We start from the raw sequence: 18,798 nt of genomic DNA on the forward strand, positions 1-18,798 counted from the left end.
TTTCCAAGCCCTCAATTAAACAGCGCCTCGTCTCCCAACACCGATTGTCGGAAGCGCGTCGTCAGGATGACACCGTCGGCCGGCGGCATCACGAACACCAGCGCCTCGGGATTGATCTTGATCTGCGCAAACGCCGTTCCCCTTCCCGAATGCGCGAGGTCGCGGAGCTCGGTGACTTCGGCCATCGTGCGGACGATCCGCGAGGTGCGAATGCCGCAGGCAGTTGCGATGGCGGCAAGGTCGACGCCGGAGGCGGTCGGGGTTTTCTGCATGCCGGTTTCGCCAAAACGCTCATTGTCGAGGACGGCGATCGTCAGATTCTTCGGCGCTTCCACCGCGATTGACGCGAGCGAGCCGACATTCATCAGCATTTCGCCGTCGCCGGTGACGACGAGCACTTTTCGCTTCGGCTGCGCCAGCGCCAGCCCAAGCCCGATCATGGCGGCGGCGCCCATCGCGCCCCAGAGCGGGAAGTTGTTGGGATGATCGCCGGCGGCCGAGACATCCCAGTTCGGCGCACCGAGGCCGGCGATGACGAGGAGATCGGCGCGGTCGCGTAACAATTCGTTGACGACGTCGCGGCGATGCAGGAGCGCGTTCGGGTTGGTCATCTGCGGGCAAGCTCCTTGAAATTCTTGGCGCCGAGCACGCGCTGGCCGATCAGGACCGCCACCGGCTTCCAGGTGTTGAAGGCGAGGTGCGCCGCGCCCTGCACCGTGGAAGCGACGAGATCAGGCTCGTCCACCTTGTTCACGATCACGCCCATGGCCTCCAGCGAGGGGCGCGTCCCCTGCCCCATCGGGATCTGCCACGGATTGAACTCGCCCCAATCGCCGCGCATGGTGACGATCATCAACAGCGGCATATGGCAGATGACGGGCAGCGACAGCATGTTGATGCAGTTGCCGACGCCGCTCGATTGCAACAGCAGAACGCCGCGCTCGCCGCCGAGCCATGCGCCCGCCAGCATCGCCACGCCTTCCTCTTCCGTCGTCAGCGTCACGACGCGGGTTTCGGGATCGGCCTCGAAGGAACGGATCAGGCGGCTGTGGCCGGCGTCCGGCACCATCGCGACCTGGCGAATGCCGGCGTCCTTGAGCACGCGATAGATCTCGTCCGGCCACGTCGGCAGCGCCACTGGCGCCTCGCTCCGTGATTTTGCTGCTTCCGCCATCGGGCTCAGTTTCCTCTGCGATTCCTAAGGTAATTGGGGCGGACAATAGAGCGCGGCCGCAGCCTAAGGAATTTGAATGTGGACATGGCTTCTATCGCAAAATTGAAAGGCTGGGGTGGGAGGCGTGGAATTTGGGCGACGGCGGTACCGTAGGATGGGTGGAGCGCAGCGATACCCATCAACGCCGGTGCGTGTGGCGATGGGTATCGCTTCGCTCCACCCATCCTACGAAAAAACGATTTCGCGATCTCGCGGCGCTGATCGCCCGAGGTTTGCATCTTCGTTTGCCCTCCTCGAAAACAGAGGGCGCAGGAAAGACCGGGTGCTTGCTGCACCCGCGGTCTCGCGTGCGATTTGCGCAAACAAAAGTGCACACGAGCATACAGGGCAGCGGGAGCATTCCGGCCTTCCCTGCGCAATGGCCTTACGGCTTACTTCGTGCTCTCCCTGGTGAACGGCTTTCTTGCCACCATCGCTGCGCGGAAACTTCACGCAGCTTAGCGCCAGCACCGCGGCGTCAGGACCACACGACTTCGCCGTACGCTTAAGGCGCGTACGTCTAGCGCGCCATTTGCGTCCATCGCATCTCACCGCACGTTCGTGACGATCGCGAGCCGCCCCTCAATTGGGTGAGACGGGCGGAGTTATGCCGCTGATTTGCCCGACAAGTTAAGCGGAATATTTTTGCAAAGGGGGCTGGACAGACTTTTGGTGATTTGCCCGACAAGTGGTTTTGTCGCAGTGAGCCGCTGTCATTCCGGGCGATACGCAGCATCAAGCCCTCAGGTGCGCAATTGCGCACCTGAGAATGATGACGGGAGCGGATTGCTGCGGCTTGGAATCCGGCGCAAGATTTGCTTCGCTGTAGCGATCGTTGGAGGAGCTTTCATGACCATCGACCTCACCCGCCGCACGCTGCTGCATCTCGCCGGCGCTTCCTCGCTGTCGGCGGCGGCCGTCGCGGCGGCGCGGGCGGAGGGGACCGGCGGCGGCCCGACCTTTGCCAACCGGACGCCGATGCGGATCGGCATGGTGACGCTGCGCGTGCGCGATCTCGACAAGGTCACCGACTATTATCGTGACGCGATCGGCCTGACTGTGATGCAGCGCTCGGCCACAAACGCGCGTCTCGGCTCGGGCGGCGTCGCGCTGCTCGACCTCGAACGGCGCGAAAGCGCGGCGCGCGCGGCGCGCAACGCGGCGGGGCTCTATCACACCGCGTTCCTGATGCCGACGCGCAAGGATCTCGCGCGCTGGCTGGTGCACGCGGCGAAGAACAAGGTCCCGCTCTCCGGCTTCGCCGATCACCTCGTCAGCGAGTCCGTCTATCTCGACGACCCCGAAGGCAACGGCATCGAGGTCTATGCCGATCGCGCGCCGGAAACCTGGAAATGGGATGGCGGCTCGGTCGCGATGGCAACCGACCAGCTCGACATCGACGGCCTCCTGGCGCTGACGGATACGCGCACGACCAACTATGCCAAGGCCCCCGACGACTTGCGGATCGGCCACATGCACCTGCGCGTCGGCGACCTCGAACAGGCCGACCGCTTCTATGGCGGTGCCATCGGCTTCGATCCGACCCGCAAACGAAGCGGCGCCGCGTTCCTTTCCTCGGGGCGCTATCACCATCATCTCGGCATCAACGTCTGGCAGAGCGCCGGCGCCGGCCCGCGCGACGACACAGCCACGGGGCTTGCGTGGTTTTCGCTGGAGGTCGCGGCGCAGGAAGTCCTGCAGGCCCAAACGCTGCGCCTGCGGCAGGCGGGTGCGCCGGCTGCGGCGATCGCTGATGGCATCGAGACCACCGATCCCTGGGGCACCAAGGTGCGGCTGATCAAAGTCTGATGCTGGGCAGCGATCGTCGATTGCCCCCGCCCAGCATGGCCCGATAGGCCATGCGACCGCGGGGCGGAAATGAGGGCCCGCCCCGACCAAGGGGCATCCCGTCATTATTTCTTTTTGCCGGAACCCAAGGTCGGCTGCCAGCCCGCACCCTTCTGGCTTGGCGCCGCGGCGATCACCTTGATCTTCTCTTTCTTGGGTTTCTTGGTTTCCCGATTGCCTCTTTGCTCGCCTTTGGCCATGTCGATCTCCCTGGGTTGATGGTGACGTCGGAACTTAATGCTGCCGGCTGATATCGTCGACTAGATGTGAGGCGCGTCCAGATCATATCTGACTTTCAACGTCCCGATCAGATCGAGCGTGCAGGTGCGATAGAAATTGTCGGCCTCCGACATCGGCCGGCTGATGCTCGCGCTCCACCCGTAAGCATCGTCGAACACAAACATCGTCATCCCCGGAGGCCAGGGACCATGGAGAATACTTGCCTGCTCGACAATCATATCCTGGAGCTCATCGGCGGTCTTGAAGGCTCTCGCGCTCATGGCTTGCCTGCCGGACCTCTTGTGGGTGCTCCGCTATCCTTCAAGCTGATCGAACTCATCAGACAGCAGGATCCGGCCCCGGGGCGTCGATATTCTCACGTCCAAATAGCCTTCCTGCAAAAGCTCCTTTGCCTTCCTGACGGCCGCCCCCGCCGCCGCACGGCTAAGATTGACCCGGCCAAATTGATTGTTGCCGCTGATCAGGTAATGCAGTTCGGTCGTTCCTATCCATGCAGGAATGCCACGGCCACCACCGACAAAGGAAGAAACCGTGGGACGATTAGCGGCGGGACGATCCGGCCGGCTAAGCAAAACTGGGACAACAGAAGCTCCGTCCGTCGCGGCGGGAGCGTTCCTAACCCTCAGTCACCGATCGACGCCGTGGGAAACGCGGTGATGACCAACCTAGGCTCGCGTCGCGGGAATAGCGAGCGCTAAAACGCCGCGGCGACAATCGCTAGCGCCCCTCCGGCGGCAATGCTCGCACTTAACCTGTCCCGACCGCAATCGCGACTACGGAAGGGTTGCTGACGCAATCCTGTCGCTTCCAACCCGAAGCAGGCCGACGTGTTCGGTCCGGAGGCAGGCCCGATCCGCGGAAAGTTTGCCGGGCCTACCTCAATCAAAGGCCGATGGCAGCTCTCCCTTGCGGAAGATGACCGTCGGCTCGTCATCATAGTCGCCCATTTCAGGGTCGCCGGTGGATGAAAAGGCAACAACCCCGAGCTTGCTCAAGGCCAGCCGCTCCGCGGTGCGAAGCGCGCCCGTTGCCGTTTTGCAGGCGATTGGAGCGCCAGCTTTCAGGCTTCCTCCCCGGCCGGCGTCGAAGGCCTGAACGAAATAGCATGTTTCGCGAGCCATGGGTCTCTCCTTTGAGGACGCAGGCCGCACCGCGCGATTTCCGATTCAGGACATCGATCGCATCAGCGCGGAAATCTGGATTGTCGCAAAGTTGGAGTACGTATCCGATACGGCGTAGGGCAAAATGAGCTGATCATTGTGCATCATCGCCCCGCAGGTATAGACCACATTGGGAACGTAGCCTTCGCGTTCGGATGGTTCGGGTCGCAGCAACGGTTCGCTCGAACGCGCCAGCACCCTGGAGGGATCGCGTTTGTCGAGCAGTGCCGCGCCGATCGAATATTTTCGAACCGGGCCGACACCGTGCGTCAACATCAGCCAGCCTTCCTCCAGTTCGATCGGTGATCCACAGTTACCGATCTGCACGAACTCCCAGGGAAACTGCGGCTTCAGGATCGGCTGACCGCCTTCCCATCTGTAGAGATCGTTCGAATAGATCAGGTAGAGATTCTCGTTGTCTTGTCGCGCAATCATGGCGTACCTGCCGTCGATTTTGCGCGGGAAGAGCGCCATGCCCTTGTTGCGCGCGGCTGCGCCCTGCAGCGGCGTCATCCGAAACGAGAGGAAGTCAGTGGTCTCGATCAACTCCGATCGGATCGCAGTGCCCTTGTAGGCGGTATAGGTTGCGTAATAGGTCGTCCGGCCGCCATCGCTGAATTGGACGAAGCGTGCGTCTTCGATGCCGTTCGATTGCGATTCCGTCACCGGAAAGATCACGCGTTCGCTGATGTCCGGTGCCGGCTCGAAAGCGAATTCGACTTCGTCGCCGACCGGTCCGGCCGTCCGATGCGTGATGCGGGGACTTGTGGCGAGCCGGGCGGTCGGATCCACTGTAATGCTGCCGTCCGCCGCGATGGCGCCGGCGCGAAACGTCAGCGACGATACGTGCCCCTCGCCGACGGCTCGGAGGCTCAGAATGAAGCGCAGGCTGCCGTTCGGGATTCCCGACTGGTCGGGGTGCGGCACGATGCTTGGATTGAACAGTGCCGACGCTTCGAAGGAATATTCGTTCAGGAAGTAGGCGCCGATGAGCTGGCGCTGTACCTCGGAAAACGTACAGTGCGCCAGCAGCGCATCCTCCATTTCGTCGGCCCGGTGCTCAAACGTCTTCAGCAGGTTGCGGTGCCGGCCCTGGAAATTCTCCAGCACGTCGGCCAGCTGGCCGGCCGCGGCCTGTGGATCGAGATTGAGAACGCGCTCGACAATATGGTTGGCGCGGGTCTTGTCGGTCGGGTTGAGATCGCGCGGTTCGGTCGTCGGCTTGAACGGACGCACGATCACGCGCGCGGGATCGGGACGCAGATAAAGCGCCCGCCGATTGATAAAAGTGGCTTGTAACAAGGTGCCCTCTGTTCGCGTTTGCGTGAGTAGACGCTTAACTCAAGCGCCGATGGCGCGAAGCGCCACGGGATTCGTCGGATTGATATTGGCGCGCGCAAGCTGGCGCATCTCGGCCAGCGCCAGCAGATAGGATACGACTGACTCGCCGCCGCGATTTTCATTGGCACGATCGGGATGCAGTCCATCGCGACAACTGCCGGTCTCGGAATCGACGAGCGGAACCGACAGGTCGTTGCCGCCGAAGAACCAGAAGAAAACCCCGGCCGCGATGGCCTTCCATGCGGCATCGCCGTCAGCGCGCCACGCGGTCAGGCACGCCGCAATCGTGGCGGTGGCTTCCACTGGCTGCTGATCGAAGGCCCCGGGAGGCTTTCGAAGTTCGCCGAAGCTCGTCGTACCCACCGGGCGGAAATGCCCGGTCGACGTCGTTTGCAGCGTCATCAACCACCGCAGGGTTCTCAAGCCGGCATCGACATAGGCGGGCGTTTGCGTTGCGAGGCCTGTCGCAATCAGGGCCTGCGGCAGGCGCGCATTGTCATACGCCAGGCCTTCCTCGAACCACACCCAGTCCGGCGTCTCGACCAAAGCGAGAGCGGACACCAGCGTGTCGGCAAGAGAATGCCTGATCTCACGGGCGCGCCGATCCTCCGGAGCTACGGCGCAATAGGCGTCCAGACCGAGAAGCGTGAAGGCCATTGCGCGAGGCGAGCGAAAGGCCGCAGCGGTCGACAGGGCTTCGGCAAATAGGGCCGCCGCCCATCGACGCCGTGACCGGCTGGTATCCTTCCGCGCGCACTCACCAAGGGCCCACAGAGTTCGCCCGTGGCTGTCCTCGGAGCCTTCATCTTCGAGCCATGTCCGGTTGAAACCCATGAAGTTGCGAAAGCGCCTGGTATCGGGATTCCACGCATGCTGCACAAAGGCGGCAAAGCGGCCGGTCTGGCTTTCCGAAAGCGGGTGCTCGCCCGGCTCATTGAGCGCGCAAGCCAACAGCAACGCGCGGGCGTTGTCGTCCACGCAGTAACCGTGCGCACGATCAGGCACCGAATGTACGGCGTGCTGGAACAGGCCGGTGTCGTCGCACATCGACAGGAAATGGCCCAATTGCATATCGGGCACCGCGCGGCCGTGCGGCGCGATCGCGTCCGGCCCGGCACGCGCGATCACCTTCAGCCGGTGGCCGTGCCGCGCATTTTCGAAGGCGGTCATGTAACGCTCGGCCGTGCGTTCCCATGTCATCGACCGGCTTGCAGCGTAGGCACGCTCGCGCATCGCCTGCCGGCGAGGACCGTCGGTAAGCAATGACGCTATTTCGTCGCCGGCCTCCATCGCGTCGCCAAAGGAAACGAGCACGCCGCGGCCGTCGGCCAACAGCTCGCGCGCATGCCAGTAAGGCGTTGAGACCACCGGTTTGCCGAGGCCGAAGCTGTAGGCCAGCGTGCCCGACGTCATCTGCGCCTCGTTGAGATAGGGCGTGACATAGACGTCGCACATTGAAATGAATTCGAGCAGCGTGGCCTGATCCACGAACTGGTCGAGGAATACGACGTGATCCTCGACGCCAAGTTTTCGCACGCGCTCCATCAGGCTGCCGCGATAGGCTTCGCCCTGGTCGCGAACCAGATTGGGATGCGTCGCACCAAGTACCACATAGACCGCGTCCGGTCGTCTTTTCAGGATCGAGGGCATGGCGTCGATCATGACCTCGATGCCCTTGCTCGGGGACAGCAGGCCGAACGTCAGAATGACCGACCGGTTGCTGAATCCGAGCTTGGCCTTTGCCGCGTCCGGCGCGACAAACGGAAAGTCGGGGATGCCATGGGCTATGACCTCGATCTTGTCGTCCGGCACCCGATAGACGCTGCGCAGCAGTTCACGGCCCTTGTTGGCCATCACGACGACCTTCGAGGACATCTCGACGATGCGCTCCATCACCGCGCGCTGAGCCGCCGACGGTGCAGCCAGCACCGTGTGCAGTGTCGTGACGACCGGCATGGTCAGGCGCGACAGCAGCTCCAGGATATGAGCCCCGGCGTCGCCGCCGAAAATTCCGAATTCGTGCTGCAGACAGACGATGTCGAAGCGGCCGGCGTTGAGAAACGCCGCGGCGCCGACATACTCCTCGATGCTGGCGTCCTTGATCTGCAATGTGACCGAAGCAGGATAATCATAGGTCTGATCGTGGTCGGTCATCGCCACGATGCAGGTTTGCAGGCCTGGCCGTGAATTCGAGATCGCCCGTTGCAGGTCGGTCGAAAATGTTGCGATCCCACAGCGGCGAGGCAGCGAATTGCCGATCACGGCGATCTTGCGAAGCGGCGTCATGCGTGCGCCTCGGCCAGGCCGGTGAGTTCCGTCAGGTCGGCAGTAACGGCCTGAACAGGCCTGGTCGATCGCCCGGAAAGCCTGTGCAAAAGGGGGCCGATCGGAGCGCTTGCGGGATACGCGACCAGGGCGGTCAATCCGTTGGCACCGACTTCGATGCTGGCGCGATCGCCCCCGACGAAGATCGCCTGCCCGATGGATAGGGCGGCCAATCCGATCGCCGCATGGCCGTCGAGAGCGAGAATCCAGGTTTCCGAATCGGCGAGCAGCGCCCAGCTTGAACCCTCGGGCAGCTCAAGCCGCTCGATCACAAAATGCTGGCTCGCGACCAGAACCGTCCGCTCAAGGGTCAGGCGAGTGGGATGACGGGACGGCCGAAGCGGGAAGACGTCGGCAACGGCTACGCCATTGTCGATGTGCAGTTCGCGCGCTCGGCCGTAGTCGAACAGGCGGAATGTCGTGTCGCTGCGCTGCTGAATCTCGGCAAGCACGATGCCGGCGCCGAGCGCGTGGATGGTGCCGGCCGGAATGAAGATGACATCGCCTTTCGCAACCGGGCGCCATTGAACCAGATCAACAATCGAGCCATTCGTGATCGCCGCGCGTAATTCCTGTGGCGTGATCCGTCGATTCAGGCCGACGCCGATCTGCGCGCCCGGTTCCGCCGAGATGATGTACCATGCTTCGCTTTTGCCATTCGGCATCCCCATCGCGCGCGCAAACGTATCGTCCGGATGAACCTGGATCGACAATGGCGCGCTCGTGAAGAGCAGCTTGAGGAGCAACGCAGGGATCGGAGCATTATTGTCGGCGCGCTCGAACCAGAGCTCGCCCACCGCATCCCCGGTACCGTCGATGCTGCTCCATGGCTGGAGATCGCTGACGCCCCAAGGCTTGTACATGGCCCGCACGGATGCGAGTTCGATAGGCATGGGATCTCCTGACCCGTAACGCGCACGCCGAAGCGACATGCCGTTGGTCGATATCGTCTGCAGGATTGTGTGGCTAAGCGTCGCGTCTGCCGGACACGCCTTGTTGCGGAACCGGGTACGCTGTTGGTCATATGGATACGGCCATACCCAATAGCAACCATTTGCTTCGCGCGCCGTCGATATCGTGCGCGACGGCGCGCCGAGCACAGCCTGGGCGGCGGGCTGGAAATCGATCCCGGTTCCAGATCACGTCGCGATCGGATCAGAAGCGGCATGAACGCCGACCCTTGCCTTCGCTTTGGGGATTTCCCTCGACATCGTGACGAAAAGAGCGTCTGCTGTGCGCATCACCGCCCTTCATTGGCTGCTATCGGTGACTGAGGGACTTGTACTCCCGCCACACGACGGGCGGTCAACATGTCCACCAGCCAACCCTTCAATCTGCGAGAGTGGCTGGTACCTCCAATCCTGGTGCCAGTTGTTCTTGGTCTCCTGATCGCTGCAGCAGTTATCGTCCAGTGGTAACTCTGCAGTGATGAAGGACGCGCATCACGATGCGCCAGCCGCGGCTTTTGAAACCAGCTTCCGCGCAGATCGAAAAATCGCGGTGAACAAGAAAAGGAATGACGATGAAGAAACCCCTGCTTTCCATTGAAGAGCCGGAGCCGAAGAAGAAGGCGGTGCGGGCCGACAGGCCTCCGACCGAAGGGTTCGCGACGATTGTCGACGGCCATTTCAAGTCGGAGTTTGACACGGCCGAGGCCGCTGAAGTCTCCGGCCGAAAGCTGAAGACCGCTTATCCGATGCTTCAGGTCCAGGTCTACGATGCCGCCATGAAGGTGCGCACCTTGTTGAGCTAGCAAGGCCGGCTGTCGCGCCGTTATCGTCCGGGCGGAGAAAGGCCCCGACTAGGCAGGCTCCTCTCCTCGATCTCAGCAACCGCGGCAGATATTATTCAGCTTGGCGCTGGTCCTGGCGTCTTCTGCGCTGAAAGGATCCTTGTAGGCGGATCGCGACGGGTCCTTTTCGGGGACTGCGGACTTTTCCATTTTCGGAGGATACGCAGCGTCGTAGCACGACAGGCGCGCATTGGCGTTTTCGATCGCGCGGCACTCTGGTGCTGCCGCAAGAGCACCCGTCGCACACACGCACAATGCCAGCACGGCGAGAGTCGTTTTCATCCGAAGTTCCTTCCCGATGGGTCTCAGTTTCAAATTCAAGCAGGTCGACGCGGCACGCGTCGTCGTCACGCAACCTCGTCGGTCCAGACTTTGAAGCCGGCCAACGTGTTGGGTCCGAAGGTCTGGGTGATCGGCACATCGGAGGCGTCGCGTCCCTGCGCGATCAGGATGCGGCCGATCCTCGGCACGTTGTTGCGCGGATCGAAGGTACGCCAGTGCCCGCCGATATAGGCTTCGAACCAGCCGGCGAAATCGCCTGCGGCCCAGGGCTTTGGCGTGCCGATGTCGCTGAGATAGCCCGTGCAATAGCGCGCGGGAATGTTCATGCAGCGGCAGAACGCGACGGCGAGATGGGCGTAATCGCGGCAGACGCCCTTGCCTTCCTCGTAAGCCTCCCACGCCGTCCTGGTAGCGCGCGCGTGCTCATATCCGAACGCGATGTGACGGTGAACGAAATCGCAGATCGCCTGGACCCGCGCCCAGCCCGGCGCCGTGTTCGCAAACAATTGCCAGGCGATTTCCGAAAGCCGGTCGGTCTCGCAATAGCGGCTGCCGAGCAGATAGACCAGGGTGTCCGCGGGCAGGTCCTCGACCGCATGCTGAACCGCCGAAGCAAACACCGGATCGGGCAGACCGCTGTCGCGAACGACGCCGTCGGCGGCAAGACACACGCGCCCGGCGGGCGCCACCATGCGGCTGCACCAATTGCCGAACATGTCGCGATAGGGCGTGATTTCAACCGCCGGGTCGGTGGTGAGGAAATCCGGCACGATGACATCGGACGCACGGGTGAAGTGTGTGCCCAGCACCATGATCATCGGCGTCGGCTGCGGGAAATCGTAGAGCATTTCGAATCCGACGCGAATCTTCACTCGAAAGCCCTTCTCCATGTGCTGACTGATCGAAGTGGCGATGAAACCGGCGAATACAAGGCGCCGGCTGCCTCATTCGACCAAATGCGGCCGGCAGCGGAGAAAACGATAGCTAATTGCCGCAAAAGCGCGCACGCTGTGACGATGTCCGCAAAACTTCATGACTTCGAGCGCAGATGCGCTGGGCTGCCGGCATGACCACACGCACACGACGGGAAACGGTTCATTTCAGGCATCCCTTCCGCATCAGGGGTATCGACCGGCAGCTCGCGCCGGGGGCTTACGAAATCGTCACCGACGAGGAGATGATCGAGGGCCTTTCGTTTCCGTGCTTCCGGCGCGTCGCCACCATGATCATGGTGCCCGGTGCGCCGCCGCAACGTTCCGCGATGGAGATGATCTCGATCAGCTCGATTGATCTGTCCGACGCGCAACGCATCGATGCGAGCGCGCCGCGTGACTGAGACCCCGATCGAGCTCGACAAACATCGCGGCATGGCGGCGCAGAAGGCCACCGATATCCGTCGTGTGATTGCCGACGTCGAGGCCAACGCAAAACTGCTGCGTGACAAGCAGGGCGTTGTCGAAATCGAGATCCTCGCCGCGCCAGCCACCTCGTGGCCCGAGGCGGTGGCCAAGGCGCGTTACGTGCTCAATCTGTATTCCGCCGGTCTGCCGGCGACCGACACCCATCACCGCGACCTCGTGTCCGCGGTGCTTGCGGACCTCACCCGGCTCTCGAAAGAAGAGACCTGAACAAGCCGATGTTCGGCCTAAAAGAACTGTACACTTCATCCAGCCGTCCCGACCAGGATCGAACGGCGCAAACCGAAAGCAACTGATGCAAAATCTCTCGCCACGTCATGTCATGACGGAAGAATCGCTTCGTCTCGGGGTGGAGTCCGGCTGGTACTCGACCAAGGTCAGTGGAACCTTCGTCTCGGGCCCGCATTCTTCCGAAGCGGACTGCCTGCGCAGGATCGCAGAAATCAATCCGCCGCCGGTAGTAAAAAAGAGGGTAGCCGGATGAGAAGATCGTTTCGCTCCGGGAGAAATGCCTGATGACGTTCGCGCGCGGCAACATCCGAGGCTATGACGACGACCGGATGGTCCTGCTGTTCTCCATGATGGACGGCGGCAGGGAAGTGCCCTGCGCCGTCAGCGCTTCGGCCATGGATGATCTGGAACACGTGCCGCGGACGCCGGCCAACCGGCGCGAGGAACAGTTCGCGCGGCTGCGGGACCGGATCGAGGCGTGCGCGTCCCGCAAATTCGAGGCGCGGGAGTTCGAAGGCACTCCCCCCGGCATTATCGTGCGCAGCATAGATTTCCGTTCCTGAAGGCGCTGCCGCTCAGCGGCCGTCGCAAAGGTGGTGGTGAACCGGCCTGCGGACCGGTGAAAAAAAGTTCCGCCTTTCCCCGATCATGTTTTAAGGTCCGAGCTATTTTCCGAGGGGACCGATTGCATGAACTTGCCGATGAGCTGGGACGAATGGGCTGACCACGACGGCGTTGCGCTGGCTGCGCGCGTCGCGAAGGGTGAACTGACGGCCGCGGAACTGGCCGCGCAGGCGGCCGCCGGCATCGCCAAGGTCGATCCCGCGCTTTCAGCCGTCGTCGAAATCTTCGCGGATACGGTCACGGACCCCGGCACCGACGGCACCAATCTCGACGGGCCGTTTGCCGGACTTCCGTTCCTGATGAAGGACCTCGGTCCGACGATGAAGGGGCGCCTCCAGGAAATGGGCTCGCTCTACATGCGCGGCAACCGCGCCACGGCCGACACGTTCATGACGACGAAGATGCGCGGGGCCGGACTCAATTTGATCGGCCGCACCACCACGCCGGAATTCGGGGTCTGCAGCTCGGCGGACAATCCCGCCGTCTACGTCACGCGCAATCCCTGGAATACCGACTACACCACCTGTGGCTCATCCGCCGGCAGCGCCGCGATGGTCGCCGCAGGCACTGTCCCGATCGCGCATGCCACCGATGGAGGCGGCTCGATCCGGATTCCCGCAGGGGTCAACGGCAATATCGGGCTGAAAGTATCACGCGGTGTGTTCTCGCTGTCGCCGCTTCTGTCCGATCTGAGCGGGCTGGTCTCCATTCAGGGCTGCCAGTCGCGCACGGTGCGCGACACCGCCGCCTTCGTCGACGCCTGTCGCGGTCCGGCGCCAGGCGAATTCATGCCGTTCTGGAGTCCGCCCGAGCCCTACACGCGGATGATCACGCGCGATCCGGCGCGGCTGAAAATCGCGCTGTCGTACCAGTGGGGCGAATACCGCGCGACGCCGCATATCGCAGCCGAGCTGCAGAAGGTCGGACGCTTCCTCGAAGGCCTCGGCCATCACGTCGACTACGCCCTGCCGGAGCTGGACTATCGCGAAGCCTTTGCGGCGCAGACCACCTGCTACATCAGCAATTTTGCCGTCGTCATCGGTAACATGCTGGCCGCGCGCGGCCTGGAGCGGCCACTGGAAGATCTGATCGAGCCCATCAACGTCAAGATCTGGGAGCATGGCCGGAACACGAGCTATGCCGACCGGGCACGGATGCAGGCGGTGTTCAACACGACCTCGCGCGGCTTCGGCGCGTTCTTCGAGGATTGGGACATCATCCTGACGCCGATCACGGCATTGCCGACGCCGAAGGTCGGCACCACGGAGTATCTGACCATCAGCGACAATCCTGACGTGCTCGACTGGTTCGGCAATCTCTGGCGCAATTTTGCCTTTACGCCGCTCGCCAATCTCTGCGGCATCCCCGCGATCTCGCTGCCGCTCGCGACCCACGAGCACGGCCTGCCGCTCGGCATCCAGGCAATCGCCAAGCAGGCCAATGACGGGCTGCTGTTGCAACTGGCGGCGCAGATCGAGCGGGCAATCGGCGGCAAGTGGAATGCGGGGCAGAAGCCGGGCGTGCATGTGACGAAGGAGTGAGCGGCACGCGAATCAAAGCAATGACCATATAAGCGCCATTGGATCGGAGATGCTGCGGGCGGAAAGCGGGAGAACACCGATGCCGGTGTCTGTTGATTGGACGGAGCTGCTACATACGTTCGAATTCGTCAGTCTCGGGCAGCCGCACGAGCATGAGGCCGTCCTCTGCCGGAAATCCGGCGAGTTTCTCTGGCATACCGACCTGGAGGAGGACATCGAAGCGTGGCCGGACGATGCCGACGACGAGAAAAAATATCTCTCGATCCCTCACAAGAAGGAGCTCGATCTCGGCAAGCCGCTGGTGTTCGAGTTCGCCAGACAATTTCTTCCGGACGAATTCAATGAAATCAGGCGGATATTCGATAGGAGGGGCGCCTATGCGCGGTTCAAGGATCTGCTGCAACGAAAAAAGGCGCTCGATCGATGGTACGATTTCGAGGCCAAGGCGACCGAAGCGGCTCTGAGGGAATGGTGCGAAGTCAACGGCATAACGATCGAGCATGGAGCCACCCCGGCGCCGGAACCGGACCGGCGTTGACAAGACCCTGTTGATTTCGCCGCGAGCGATTGCACACCATCATCGGAACGATAAAATAACGCCACGGACCGCGATCGGCGGTCCCGTGGTGGAGTTGGAGTATGGCGCGCAAGCATCTGCTCGAAGGACTGATGAAATGGACGACGCGCGAGCCATGGCGCGACCGGTTTGAAGCGGTCCTCGAAGATCACGTGCTTCCGACCTGCGACGAGACCGGCCTCGAGACCGACGAGGTCGTCTCGATCCTCGGCGAGGATCTGTTCATGAGCACGGTCTGGGCCTGCGCCTTCGAGGACATGCTGACGCGCGAGTTCGGCGACGGCAGCAACATCGTCGACGACTATCTGAAGCGCCGAGGATGGAAGGAAACGGCATCCGTTCGCGCCTATATAGCCGCTTTGCGAAATTCGGTGGTCAGCCTCTATGAGGTGAGCGACGTCGTGCTCGACAAATCGTTCCGCGCGCGCGATCTCGTGCGCGGCGGCGAGCCGGTGCTGATCAGCGAGCGGTCGGCAACCCGCACCCTCAAGCAATGGGACCGTTTCGCCGGGCGCATCGTTCAGGTGGAGCAACGGACGCAGATCAGCGGCGCCGTGTTGCCGTACGAGTACGAGACATCGGAAAATCTCATCGAGGGCTTTCGCAGCATCGGCAATCTCAGCCGAAAGGAAAAGAAGGAGTTGGCCAAAATGTTCGGAGAAGACTTCGACGCGGCCCTCATCGCCAACCTTTCGGAAACCGAGAGGCTGCGCGCGGTAAGCTCGACATTCACGACCTGCTGGCTCATCGACGCGATCGATCGAGCCGAACAGCCGGAAATGCCCGATTTGCGCAACGCCGACGGCGATGAGATCCTTCAATGCACGGTCAGCTATCCGCTCGCCGACGGCACGGCGGACGACGACGTCCGCACGGCACTGGATTCATGCGCCGATCTCCGGCCGGCAACCGCGACGCATTGGAACTGGATCCGTCGGGAGAAACGCGCCGCGGCATCGGCCGCCCGGGCCCTGCCGTCGAAATCGCTGACCATCGAAACCACGGGCGATGACGGCGCGCTGGTGCTCGGCAGCGTGAAACTTGACGCCAGAACCCTGGTGCTATCGGTCAATTCGCTGGAGCGTTCGGAACGGGGGAGCGAGCTATTGTCCACGATGCTCGGAGAGCGCATCGGGCAGCCCTTGGTCGTGACGGAAACCGTCGAGCAAATGTTGGCGTCACGCGATGCGGATGCGCCTCGACCGGTCGACCTTTCGGAGGAAGAGCAGCGCGCCATCGTCCACGATTACCTGGACCGGCATTATCGCGACACGCTCGATCAGCCCGTCCCGTCGCTCGGAAACAAATCGCCGCGCGCCGCGGTCAAAACCAAAAGCGGACGCGCGAAGGTCGCTGACTGGCTCAAAATGATGGAAAACCGGACGGCCAAGTCCGACGGGGCGATGGCGAGTTACAGCTTCGACTGGATGTGGACGGAACTGGGCATCGCCGACCTGAGACGATAGATCGCCCACCATGCTTCGTCATTGCGAACCAACGCCCAATGACGGGCTCTGCGAAGCAATCGGCTGCTCTATAATCTTCGTGAGGTCGAGATCTCCGCGACTTCGCTTCCCTTGCCAAGAAGAGCGTCACGGGCTTCCTTCAGGCGCTTCAAACTCGCCACATTGGTCCCGCGTCTTTCCTCCAGACGATTGAGATAGGACAGCTCGGCCTTGACCTGGGCAAAGTTCAGGGCGTCGTCCATGCTGTTCGATCCTTGCTCTGCGGGCTGATCGGCTTCTTCAAAGGCGCTGTCGTGGGCGGGGCGAATTGATTTGAGCATGAAAATGCTGGTCCGATTGTGAAATTTACCACACATGGCGCACGACGCCCTTGCCTGCCTAGCTGCGGGTGACATGGAGAATTCGCCTTCGAAGGCCCTTTGATCTCACCCGAAACTCCCCCGTCCCCGCCCTCAGTGGCACCGGCAAACATCGCACTGGGAGGCAGCGGTGTCCTGATGCGGCTGTTGAGACATTCTGAAATTTTTCTGATATTCGGCGCGCCTGTGCGTTTGGGCACATTTTTTCGGCCGATCCGGGGACCAAATGGGGACAGTTGCCGGTGGGAGGGGACGGGTGCTGCGCTTTTCCGGTTTTGAGCTCGATTCTGAGCGCGCCGAGCTGCGCCGGCCCGATGGCGGGACGATCAGGCTCCGGCCCAAAACGCTGGAGATACTGCGGCTGCTCGCGGGCAATGCCGGGCGCGTCCTGAGCAAGCAGCAGTTGATGGAAGCGGTCTGGCCGAACGTCCATGTCGGCGAGGACAGCCTGTTCCAGTGCATCCGCGAAATCCGCACCGCGCTCGGCGACGACAAGCGCCAGGTGGTCCGGGTGGTCTCCGGCCGCGGCTATCTGTTTCAGGCCGAGGTGACGGAGGTCCCCGTCCCGGCGGCGCCGAAAGTAACCCCGCCCGGCCAGCCTGTGCCCGCCGCATCAAACACGACGGCGACAGCCGAAACGAACAGCGATCCCGGGAAGCGCTTTTTCGACTTCAGCCGGCGTCGCATCGCGTTCGCTTCAATCGCGGGGCTGGCGATCCTGGGCACCGCTCTCGCCGTGTGGGTGTTACGCCCCGGCCTGATCCTTGCGCGCGGGCCCGCGACCATCGCCGTGATGCCGATCGCGGACCTAAGCAGCGATCCCCCCGTCACCCGGATGGCCGCCAATGTGAGCGGACGTCTGACCGACGGGCTGGCGAAGATCGAAAACATTCGCGTGCTGGCCTCGGATACAGCCGCACCGAAAGCCGACTTCGTGGTGAAGGGCGAACTGCAGAAAAGCGAGCAGGCCTGGACCATACGGACGCGCATGACGGAAGCGGCGACCGGTGAGGTCAAGTGGACCGCGTCATACTCGGTCAACCCTGCGGATGCGGACCTTCAGATGCAGCAGTCCCGGCTCGCGGCGGGCGTCGGCCACGCTCTCGCGCTGCGCATCAACGAATTGCTGAATGCCGATACGCCGTCGTCTACGAAGAGCAAGGTCGTGATCGAGCAGGCGACCGCCCATATCAACCAGACCTCGCCGGAACGTTTTCAGGCGGCGCAGGCCATGCTGGAGAAGGCGCTCGCCGAAGATCCTGATAATGTCGAGGTTCAGATCGCGCTCGCCGCGCTGCTGATGCGCGGCGTGCAGATGGTCTGGTTGACCCCGGCCGAGCGCGAAGCGTCGGAGAGCAAGGCCGAGGTGCTGCTGCAGCAGACGCTGCGCGCAAAACCAAATCATATCCCGGCGCACGAGGCCTATTGCCGCTTCCTCAGCGCCACCAACCAGTTCCGCGCGAGTCTTGTCGCGTGCGCGCGAGCCCTCAGCTTCGATCCGTGGAACGGGATCGCGCTGTATCATATCGGCCTTGCCCAAATCCGAACCGGACGTTTCGAGGATGCGCTGGCAACGTTCAAACAGGCGGACCGGTTCGACACGCCGCAGGTGTCGCGCTGGACATGGATGATCGGCGCGGGCTGGGCCAACATGTTGATGGGCCGCGCCGAAGACGCCGTCCCGTGGCTGCAGAAGTCGATCGCGATCACCTCCGCCAGCGGACGCACGCATATGCTGCTGGCGGCGGCCTATCAGCAACTCGGCAAGACCGAGGAAGCCAGAGAGGCGATGGAAAAGGCGCGCGAATTGCGCCCCGGCTCGACCATGGGCAACGTGCCGCCGCCCACGAAGAATTCCAGCCAGGCCTATCTCGAAGCCTCCGACCGCATCATGCGGTCGATGGCGGCGGCGGGGTTGCCGGAGAACTGAGGTAGCGCACCCTGTGATTATTTGGTGGCCTCGACCGGCAACGTGCCGGCCTGACCGCGGCCGACGGCTTCAGTCGTCTCCCACCAACCGCCGAGAGCGTCAAGCAACGGCACGAGCTTGAGACCGGCCGGCGTCAGATCATACTCGACGCGCAACGGATATCCCCCGAATTCAGTGCGCGCGACAATGCCGGCGTCCCGCTCCAGCTTGCGAAGCTCCAAAGTGAGCATCTTGTGCGAGATGGTGGGGTTGTCCCTGCGCAGGTCGCTGAAGCGTTTCGTGCCCTGCTTCAGATAGTAGATCAGCAGCGTGGGCCAGCGGCCGCTCATGACCTGCATCACTTCTTCGATGGGGCAGCGGGAGACGAGATCTTTCATCCGATTACTCGTGGTTACAAAAAGGTGCGTCATTTACTTGGGCAGCGCGATCCGTAGATTCCAGTCACGCTGCG

General features: G+C 62.6%; 21 protein-coding genes. 10 read left to right on the forward strand and 11 right to left on the reverse strand.

What is annotated here, in order from left to right:
* Window positions 1-11: 11 nt before the first annotated feature.
* Window positions 12-611 carry a thiamine pyrophosphate-dependent enzyme gene (locus V1279_RS31220; RefSeq protein ID WP_334444005.1) on the reverse strand — a complete coding sequence of 200 codons (600 nt, stop codon included), beginning with the start codon at window positions 609-611 and terminating at the stop codon, window positions 12-14.
* On the reverse strand, window positions 608-1,174 hold the full coding sequence (locus V1279_RS31225) for a thiamine pyrophosphate-binding protein (RefSeq protein WP_334444007.1): 567 nt from the start codon (window positions 1,172-1,174) through the stop codon (window positions 608-610). Before V1279_RS31225 ends, V1279_RS31220 begins: the two co-directional genes overlap by 4 nt.
* An 888-nt stretch (window positions 1,175-2,062) precedes the next feature.
* Here V1279_RS31225 and V1279_RS31230 point away from each other — a divergent pair.
* The gene (locus tag V1279_RS31230) at window positions 2,063-3,022 is read left to right on the forward strand and encodes a VOC family protein (RefSeq protein ID WP_334444009.1); all 960 of its coding nucleotides are present in this window, start codon (window positions 2,063-2,065) and stop codon (window positions 3,020-3,022) included.
* A gap of 104 nt (window positions 3,023-3,126) precedes the next feature.
* On the opposite strand, the gene V1279_RS31235 is transcribed toward V1279_RS31230, so the two are convergent.
* The 6 genes from V1279_RS31235 to V1279_RS31260 all read right to left on the reverse strand — a co-directional run bounded on the left by V1279_RS31235 (window position 3,127) and on the right by V1279_RS31260 (window position 9,020).
* Window positions 3,127-3,261 carry a hypothetical protein gene (locus V1279_RS31235; RefSeq protein ID WP_256467394.1) on the reverse strand — a complete coding sequence of 45 codons (135 nt, stop codon included), beginning with the start codon at window positions 3,259-3,261 and terminating at the stop codon, window positions 3,127-3,129.
* 60 nt (window positions 3,262-3,321) lie between these two features.
* Window positions 3,322-3,561 carry a hypothetical protein gene (locus V1279_RS31240; RefSeq protein WP_334444013.1) on the reverse strand — a complete coding sequence of 80 codons (240 nt, stop codon included), beginning with the start codon at window positions 3,559-3,561 and terminating at the stop codon, window positions 3,322-3,324.
* 618 nt (window positions 3,562-4,179) lie between these two features.
* Window positions 4,180-4,422 carry a hypothetical protein gene (locus V1279_RS31245; RefSeq protein WP_334444015.1) on the reverse strand — a complete coding sequence of 81 codons (243 nt, stop codon included), beginning with the start codon at window positions 4,420-4,422 and terminating at the stop codon, window positions 4,180-4,182.
* A gap of 45 nt (window positions 4,423-4,467) precedes the next feature.
* Window positions 4,468-5,763 (reverse strand): glycoside hydrolase family 130 protein, encoded by a 1,296-nt coding sequence (locus V1279_RS31250; protein ID WP_334444017.1) that lies wholly within the window; start codon window positions 5,761-5,763, stop codon window positions 4,468-4,470.
* Between the two features lie 39 nt (window positions 5,764-5,802).
* Window positions 5,803-8,088 carry a glycosyltransferase family 4 protein gene (locus V1279_RS31255; RefSeq protein WP_334444020.1) on the reverse strand — a complete coding sequence of 762 codons (2,286 nt, stop codon included), beginning with the start codon at window positions 8,086-8,088 and terminating at the stop codon, window positions 5,803-5,805.
* Entirely contained in the window at window positions 8,085-9,020 is a 936-nt protein-coding gene (locus V1279_RS31260; RefSeq protein ID WP_334444022.1) for a class I mannose-6-phosphate isomerase, read from the reverse strand. Before V1279_RS31260 ends, V1279_RS31255 begins: the two co-directional genes overlap by 4 nt.
* A gap of 629 nt (window positions 9,021-9,649) precedes the next feature.
* On the opposite strand from V1279_RS31260, the gene V1279_RS31265 reads away from it, so the two are divergent.
* A complete protein-coding gene (locus tag V1279_RS31265) occupies window positions 9,650-9,880 on the forward strand; it encodes a hypothetical protein (protein WP_334444024.1) in 231 nt (76 codons plus the stop codon).
* A gap of 386 nt (window positions 9,881-10,266) precedes the next feature.
* On the opposite strand, the gene V1279_RS31270 is transcribed toward V1279_RS31265, so the two are convergent.
* Window positions 10,267-11,073, reverse strand: a complete 807-nt coding sequence (locus V1279_RS31270) for a transglutaminase-like domain-containing protein (RefSeq protein ID WP_334444027.1) — start codon at window positions 11,071-11,073, stop codon at window positions 10,267-10,269.
* Between the two features lie 194 nt (window positions 11,074-11,267).
* On the opposite strand from V1279_RS31270, the gene V1279_RS31275 reads away from it, so the two are divergent.
* The 7 genes from V1279_RS31275 to V1279_RS31305 all read left to right on the forward strand — a co-directional run bounded on the left by V1279_RS31275 (window position 11,268) and on the right by V1279_RS31305 (window position 16,058).
* Window positions 11,268-11,537, forward strand: coding sequence for a hypothetical protein (locus V1279_RS31275; RefSeq protein ID WP_334444029.1), 270 nt, complete (start codon window positions 11,268-11,270; stop codon window positions 11,535-11,537).
* Entirely contained in the window at window positions 11,530-11,829 is a 300-nt protein-coding gene (locus V1279_RS31280; RefSeq protein WP_334444032.1) for a hypothetical protein, read from the forward strand. Before V1279_RS31275 ends, V1279_RS31280 begins: the two co-directional genes overlap by 8 nt.
* Before the next feature lie 85 nt (window positions 11,830-11,914).
* Entirely contained in the window at window positions 11,915-12,103 is a 189-nt protein-coding gene (locus tag V1279_RS31285; RefSeq protein ID WP_334444034.1) for a hypothetical protein, read from the forward strand.
* A gap of 31 nt (window positions 12,104-12,134) precedes the next feature.
* Window positions 12,135-12,413, forward strand: a complete 279-nt coding sequence (locus tag V1279_RS31290; protein WP_334444037.1) for a DUF1488 domain-containing protein — start codon at window positions 12,135-12,137, stop codon at window positions 12,411-12,413.
* A 126-nt stretch (window positions 12,414-12,539) separates the two neighbouring features.
* On the forward strand, window positions 12,540-14,015 hold the full coding sequence (locus tag V1279_RS31295; RefSeq protein ID WP_334444040.1) for an amidase: 1,476 nt from the start codon (window positions 12,540-12,542) through the stop codon (window positions 14,013-14,015).
* Between the two features lie 79 nt (window positions 14,016-14,094).
* Entirely contained in the window at window positions 14,095-14,553 is a 459-nt protein-coding gene (locus V1279_RS31300; RefSeq protein ID WP_334444043.1) for a hypothetical protein, read from the forward strand.
* A gap of 101 nt (window positions 14,554-14,654) precedes the next feature.
* Window positions 14,655-16,058 (forward strand): hypothetical protein, encoded by a 1,404-nt coding sequence (locus tag V1279_RS31305; protein ID WP_334444044.1) that lies wholly within the window; start codon window positions 14,655-14,657, stop codon window positions 16,056-16,058.
* 68 nt (window positions 16,059-16,126) lie between these two features.
* On the opposite strand, the gene V1279_RS31310 is transcribed toward V1279_RS31305, so the two are convergent.
* Window positions 16,127-16,378, reverse strand: coding sequence for a hypothetical protein (locus V1279_RS31310; RefSeq protein ID WP_334444046.1), 252 nt, complete (start codon window positions 16,376-16,378; stop codon window positions 16,127-16,129).
* A gap of 295 nt (window positions 16,379-16,673) precedes the next feature.
* On the opposite strand from V1279_RS31310, the gene V1279_RS31315 reads away from it, so the two are divergent.
* Entirely contained in the window at window positions 16,674-18,347 is a 1,674-nt protein-coding gene (locus V1279_RS31315) for a tetratricopeptide repeat protein (protein ID WP_334444048.1), read from the forward strand.
* Between the two features lie 17 nt (window positions 18,348-18,364).
* Here the strand turns inward: V1279_RS31315 and V1279_RS31320 are convergent, their stop codons facing one another.
* Window positions 18,365-18,724, reverse strand: coding sequence for a winged helix-turn-helix transcriptional regulator (locus V1279_RS31320; protein WP_334444051.1), 360 nt, complete (start codon window positions 18,722-18,724; stop codon window positions 18,365-18,367).
* Between the last annotated feature and the right edge of the window lie 74 nt (window positions 18,725-18,798).

The organism is Bradyrhizobium sp. AZCC 1610, assembly GCF_036924515.1.
In the GTDB taxonomy this organism is placed as follows: Bacteria; Pseudomonadota; Alphaproteobacteria; order Rhizobiales; family Xanthobacteraceae; genus Bradyrhizobium.

Coding starts and splice junctions, on each gene's coding strand:
- V1279_RS31265 (WP_334444024.1), top strand. CDS start 9,650: ATGAAGAAACCCCTGCTTTCCATTGAAGAGCCGGAGCCGAAGAAGAAG.
- V1279_RS31260 (WP_334444022.1), bottom strand. CDS start 9,020: ATGCCTATCGAACTCGCATCCGTGCGGGCCATGTACAAGCCTTGGGGC.
- V1279_RS31255 (WP_334444020.1), bottom strand. CDS start 8,088: ATGACGCCGCTTCGCAAGATCGCCGTGATCGGCAATTCGCTGCCTCGC.
- V1279_RS31300 (WP_334444043.1), top strand. CDS start 14,095: ATGCCGGTGTCTGTTGATTGGACGGAGCTGCTACATACGTTCGAATTC.
- V1279_RS31320 (WP_334444051.1), bottom strand. CDS start 18,724: ATGAAAGATCTCGTCTCCCGCTGCCCCATCGAAGAAGTGATGCAGGTC.
- V1279_RS31275 (WP_334444029.1), top strand. CDS start 11,268: ATGACCACACGCACACGACGGGAAACGGTTCATTTCAGGCATCCCTTC.
- V1279_RS31225 (WP_334444007.1), bottom strand. CDS start 1,174: ATGGCGGAAGCAGCAAAATCACGGAGCGAGGCGCCAGTGGCGCTGCCG.
- V1279_RS31310 (WP_334444046.1), bottom strand. CDS start 16,378: ATGCTCAAATCAATTCGCCCCGCCCACGACAGCGCCTTTGAAGAAGCC.
- V1279_RS31305 (WP_334444044.1), top strand. CDS start 14,655: ATGGCGCGCAAGCATCTGCTCGAAGGACTGATGAAATGGACGACGCGC.
- V1279_RS31235 (WP_256467394.1), bottom strand. CDS start 3,261: ATGGCCAAAGGCGAGCAAAGAGGCAATCGGGAAACCAAGAAACCCAAG.
- V1279_RS31220 (WP_334444005.1), bottom strand. CDS start 611: ATGACCAACCCGAACGCGCTCCTGCATCGCCGCGACGTCGTCAACGAA.
- V1279_RS31295 (WP_334444040.1), top strand. CDS start 12,540: ATGAACTTGCCGATGAGCTGGGACGAATGGGCTGACCACGACGGCGTT.
- V1279_RS31285 (WP_334444034.1), top strand. CDS start 11,915: ATGCAAAATCTCTCGCCACGTCATGTCATGACGGAAGAATCGCTTCGT.
- V1279_RS31230 (WP_334444009.1), top strand. CDS start 2,063: ATGACCATCGACCTCACCCGCCGCACGCTGCTGCATCTCGCCGGCGCT.
- V1279_RS31245 (WP_334444015.1), bottom strand. CDS start 4,422: ATGGCTCGCGAAACATGCTATTTCGTTCAGGCCTTCGACGCCGGCCGG.
- V1279_RS31290 (WP_334444037.1), top strand. CDS start 12,135: ATGACGTTCGCGCGCGGCAACATCCGAGGCTATGACGACGACCGGATG.
- V1279_RS31240 (WP_334444013.1), bottom strand. CDS start 3,561: ATGAGCGCGAGAGCCTTCAAGACCGCCGATGAGCTCCAGGATATGATT.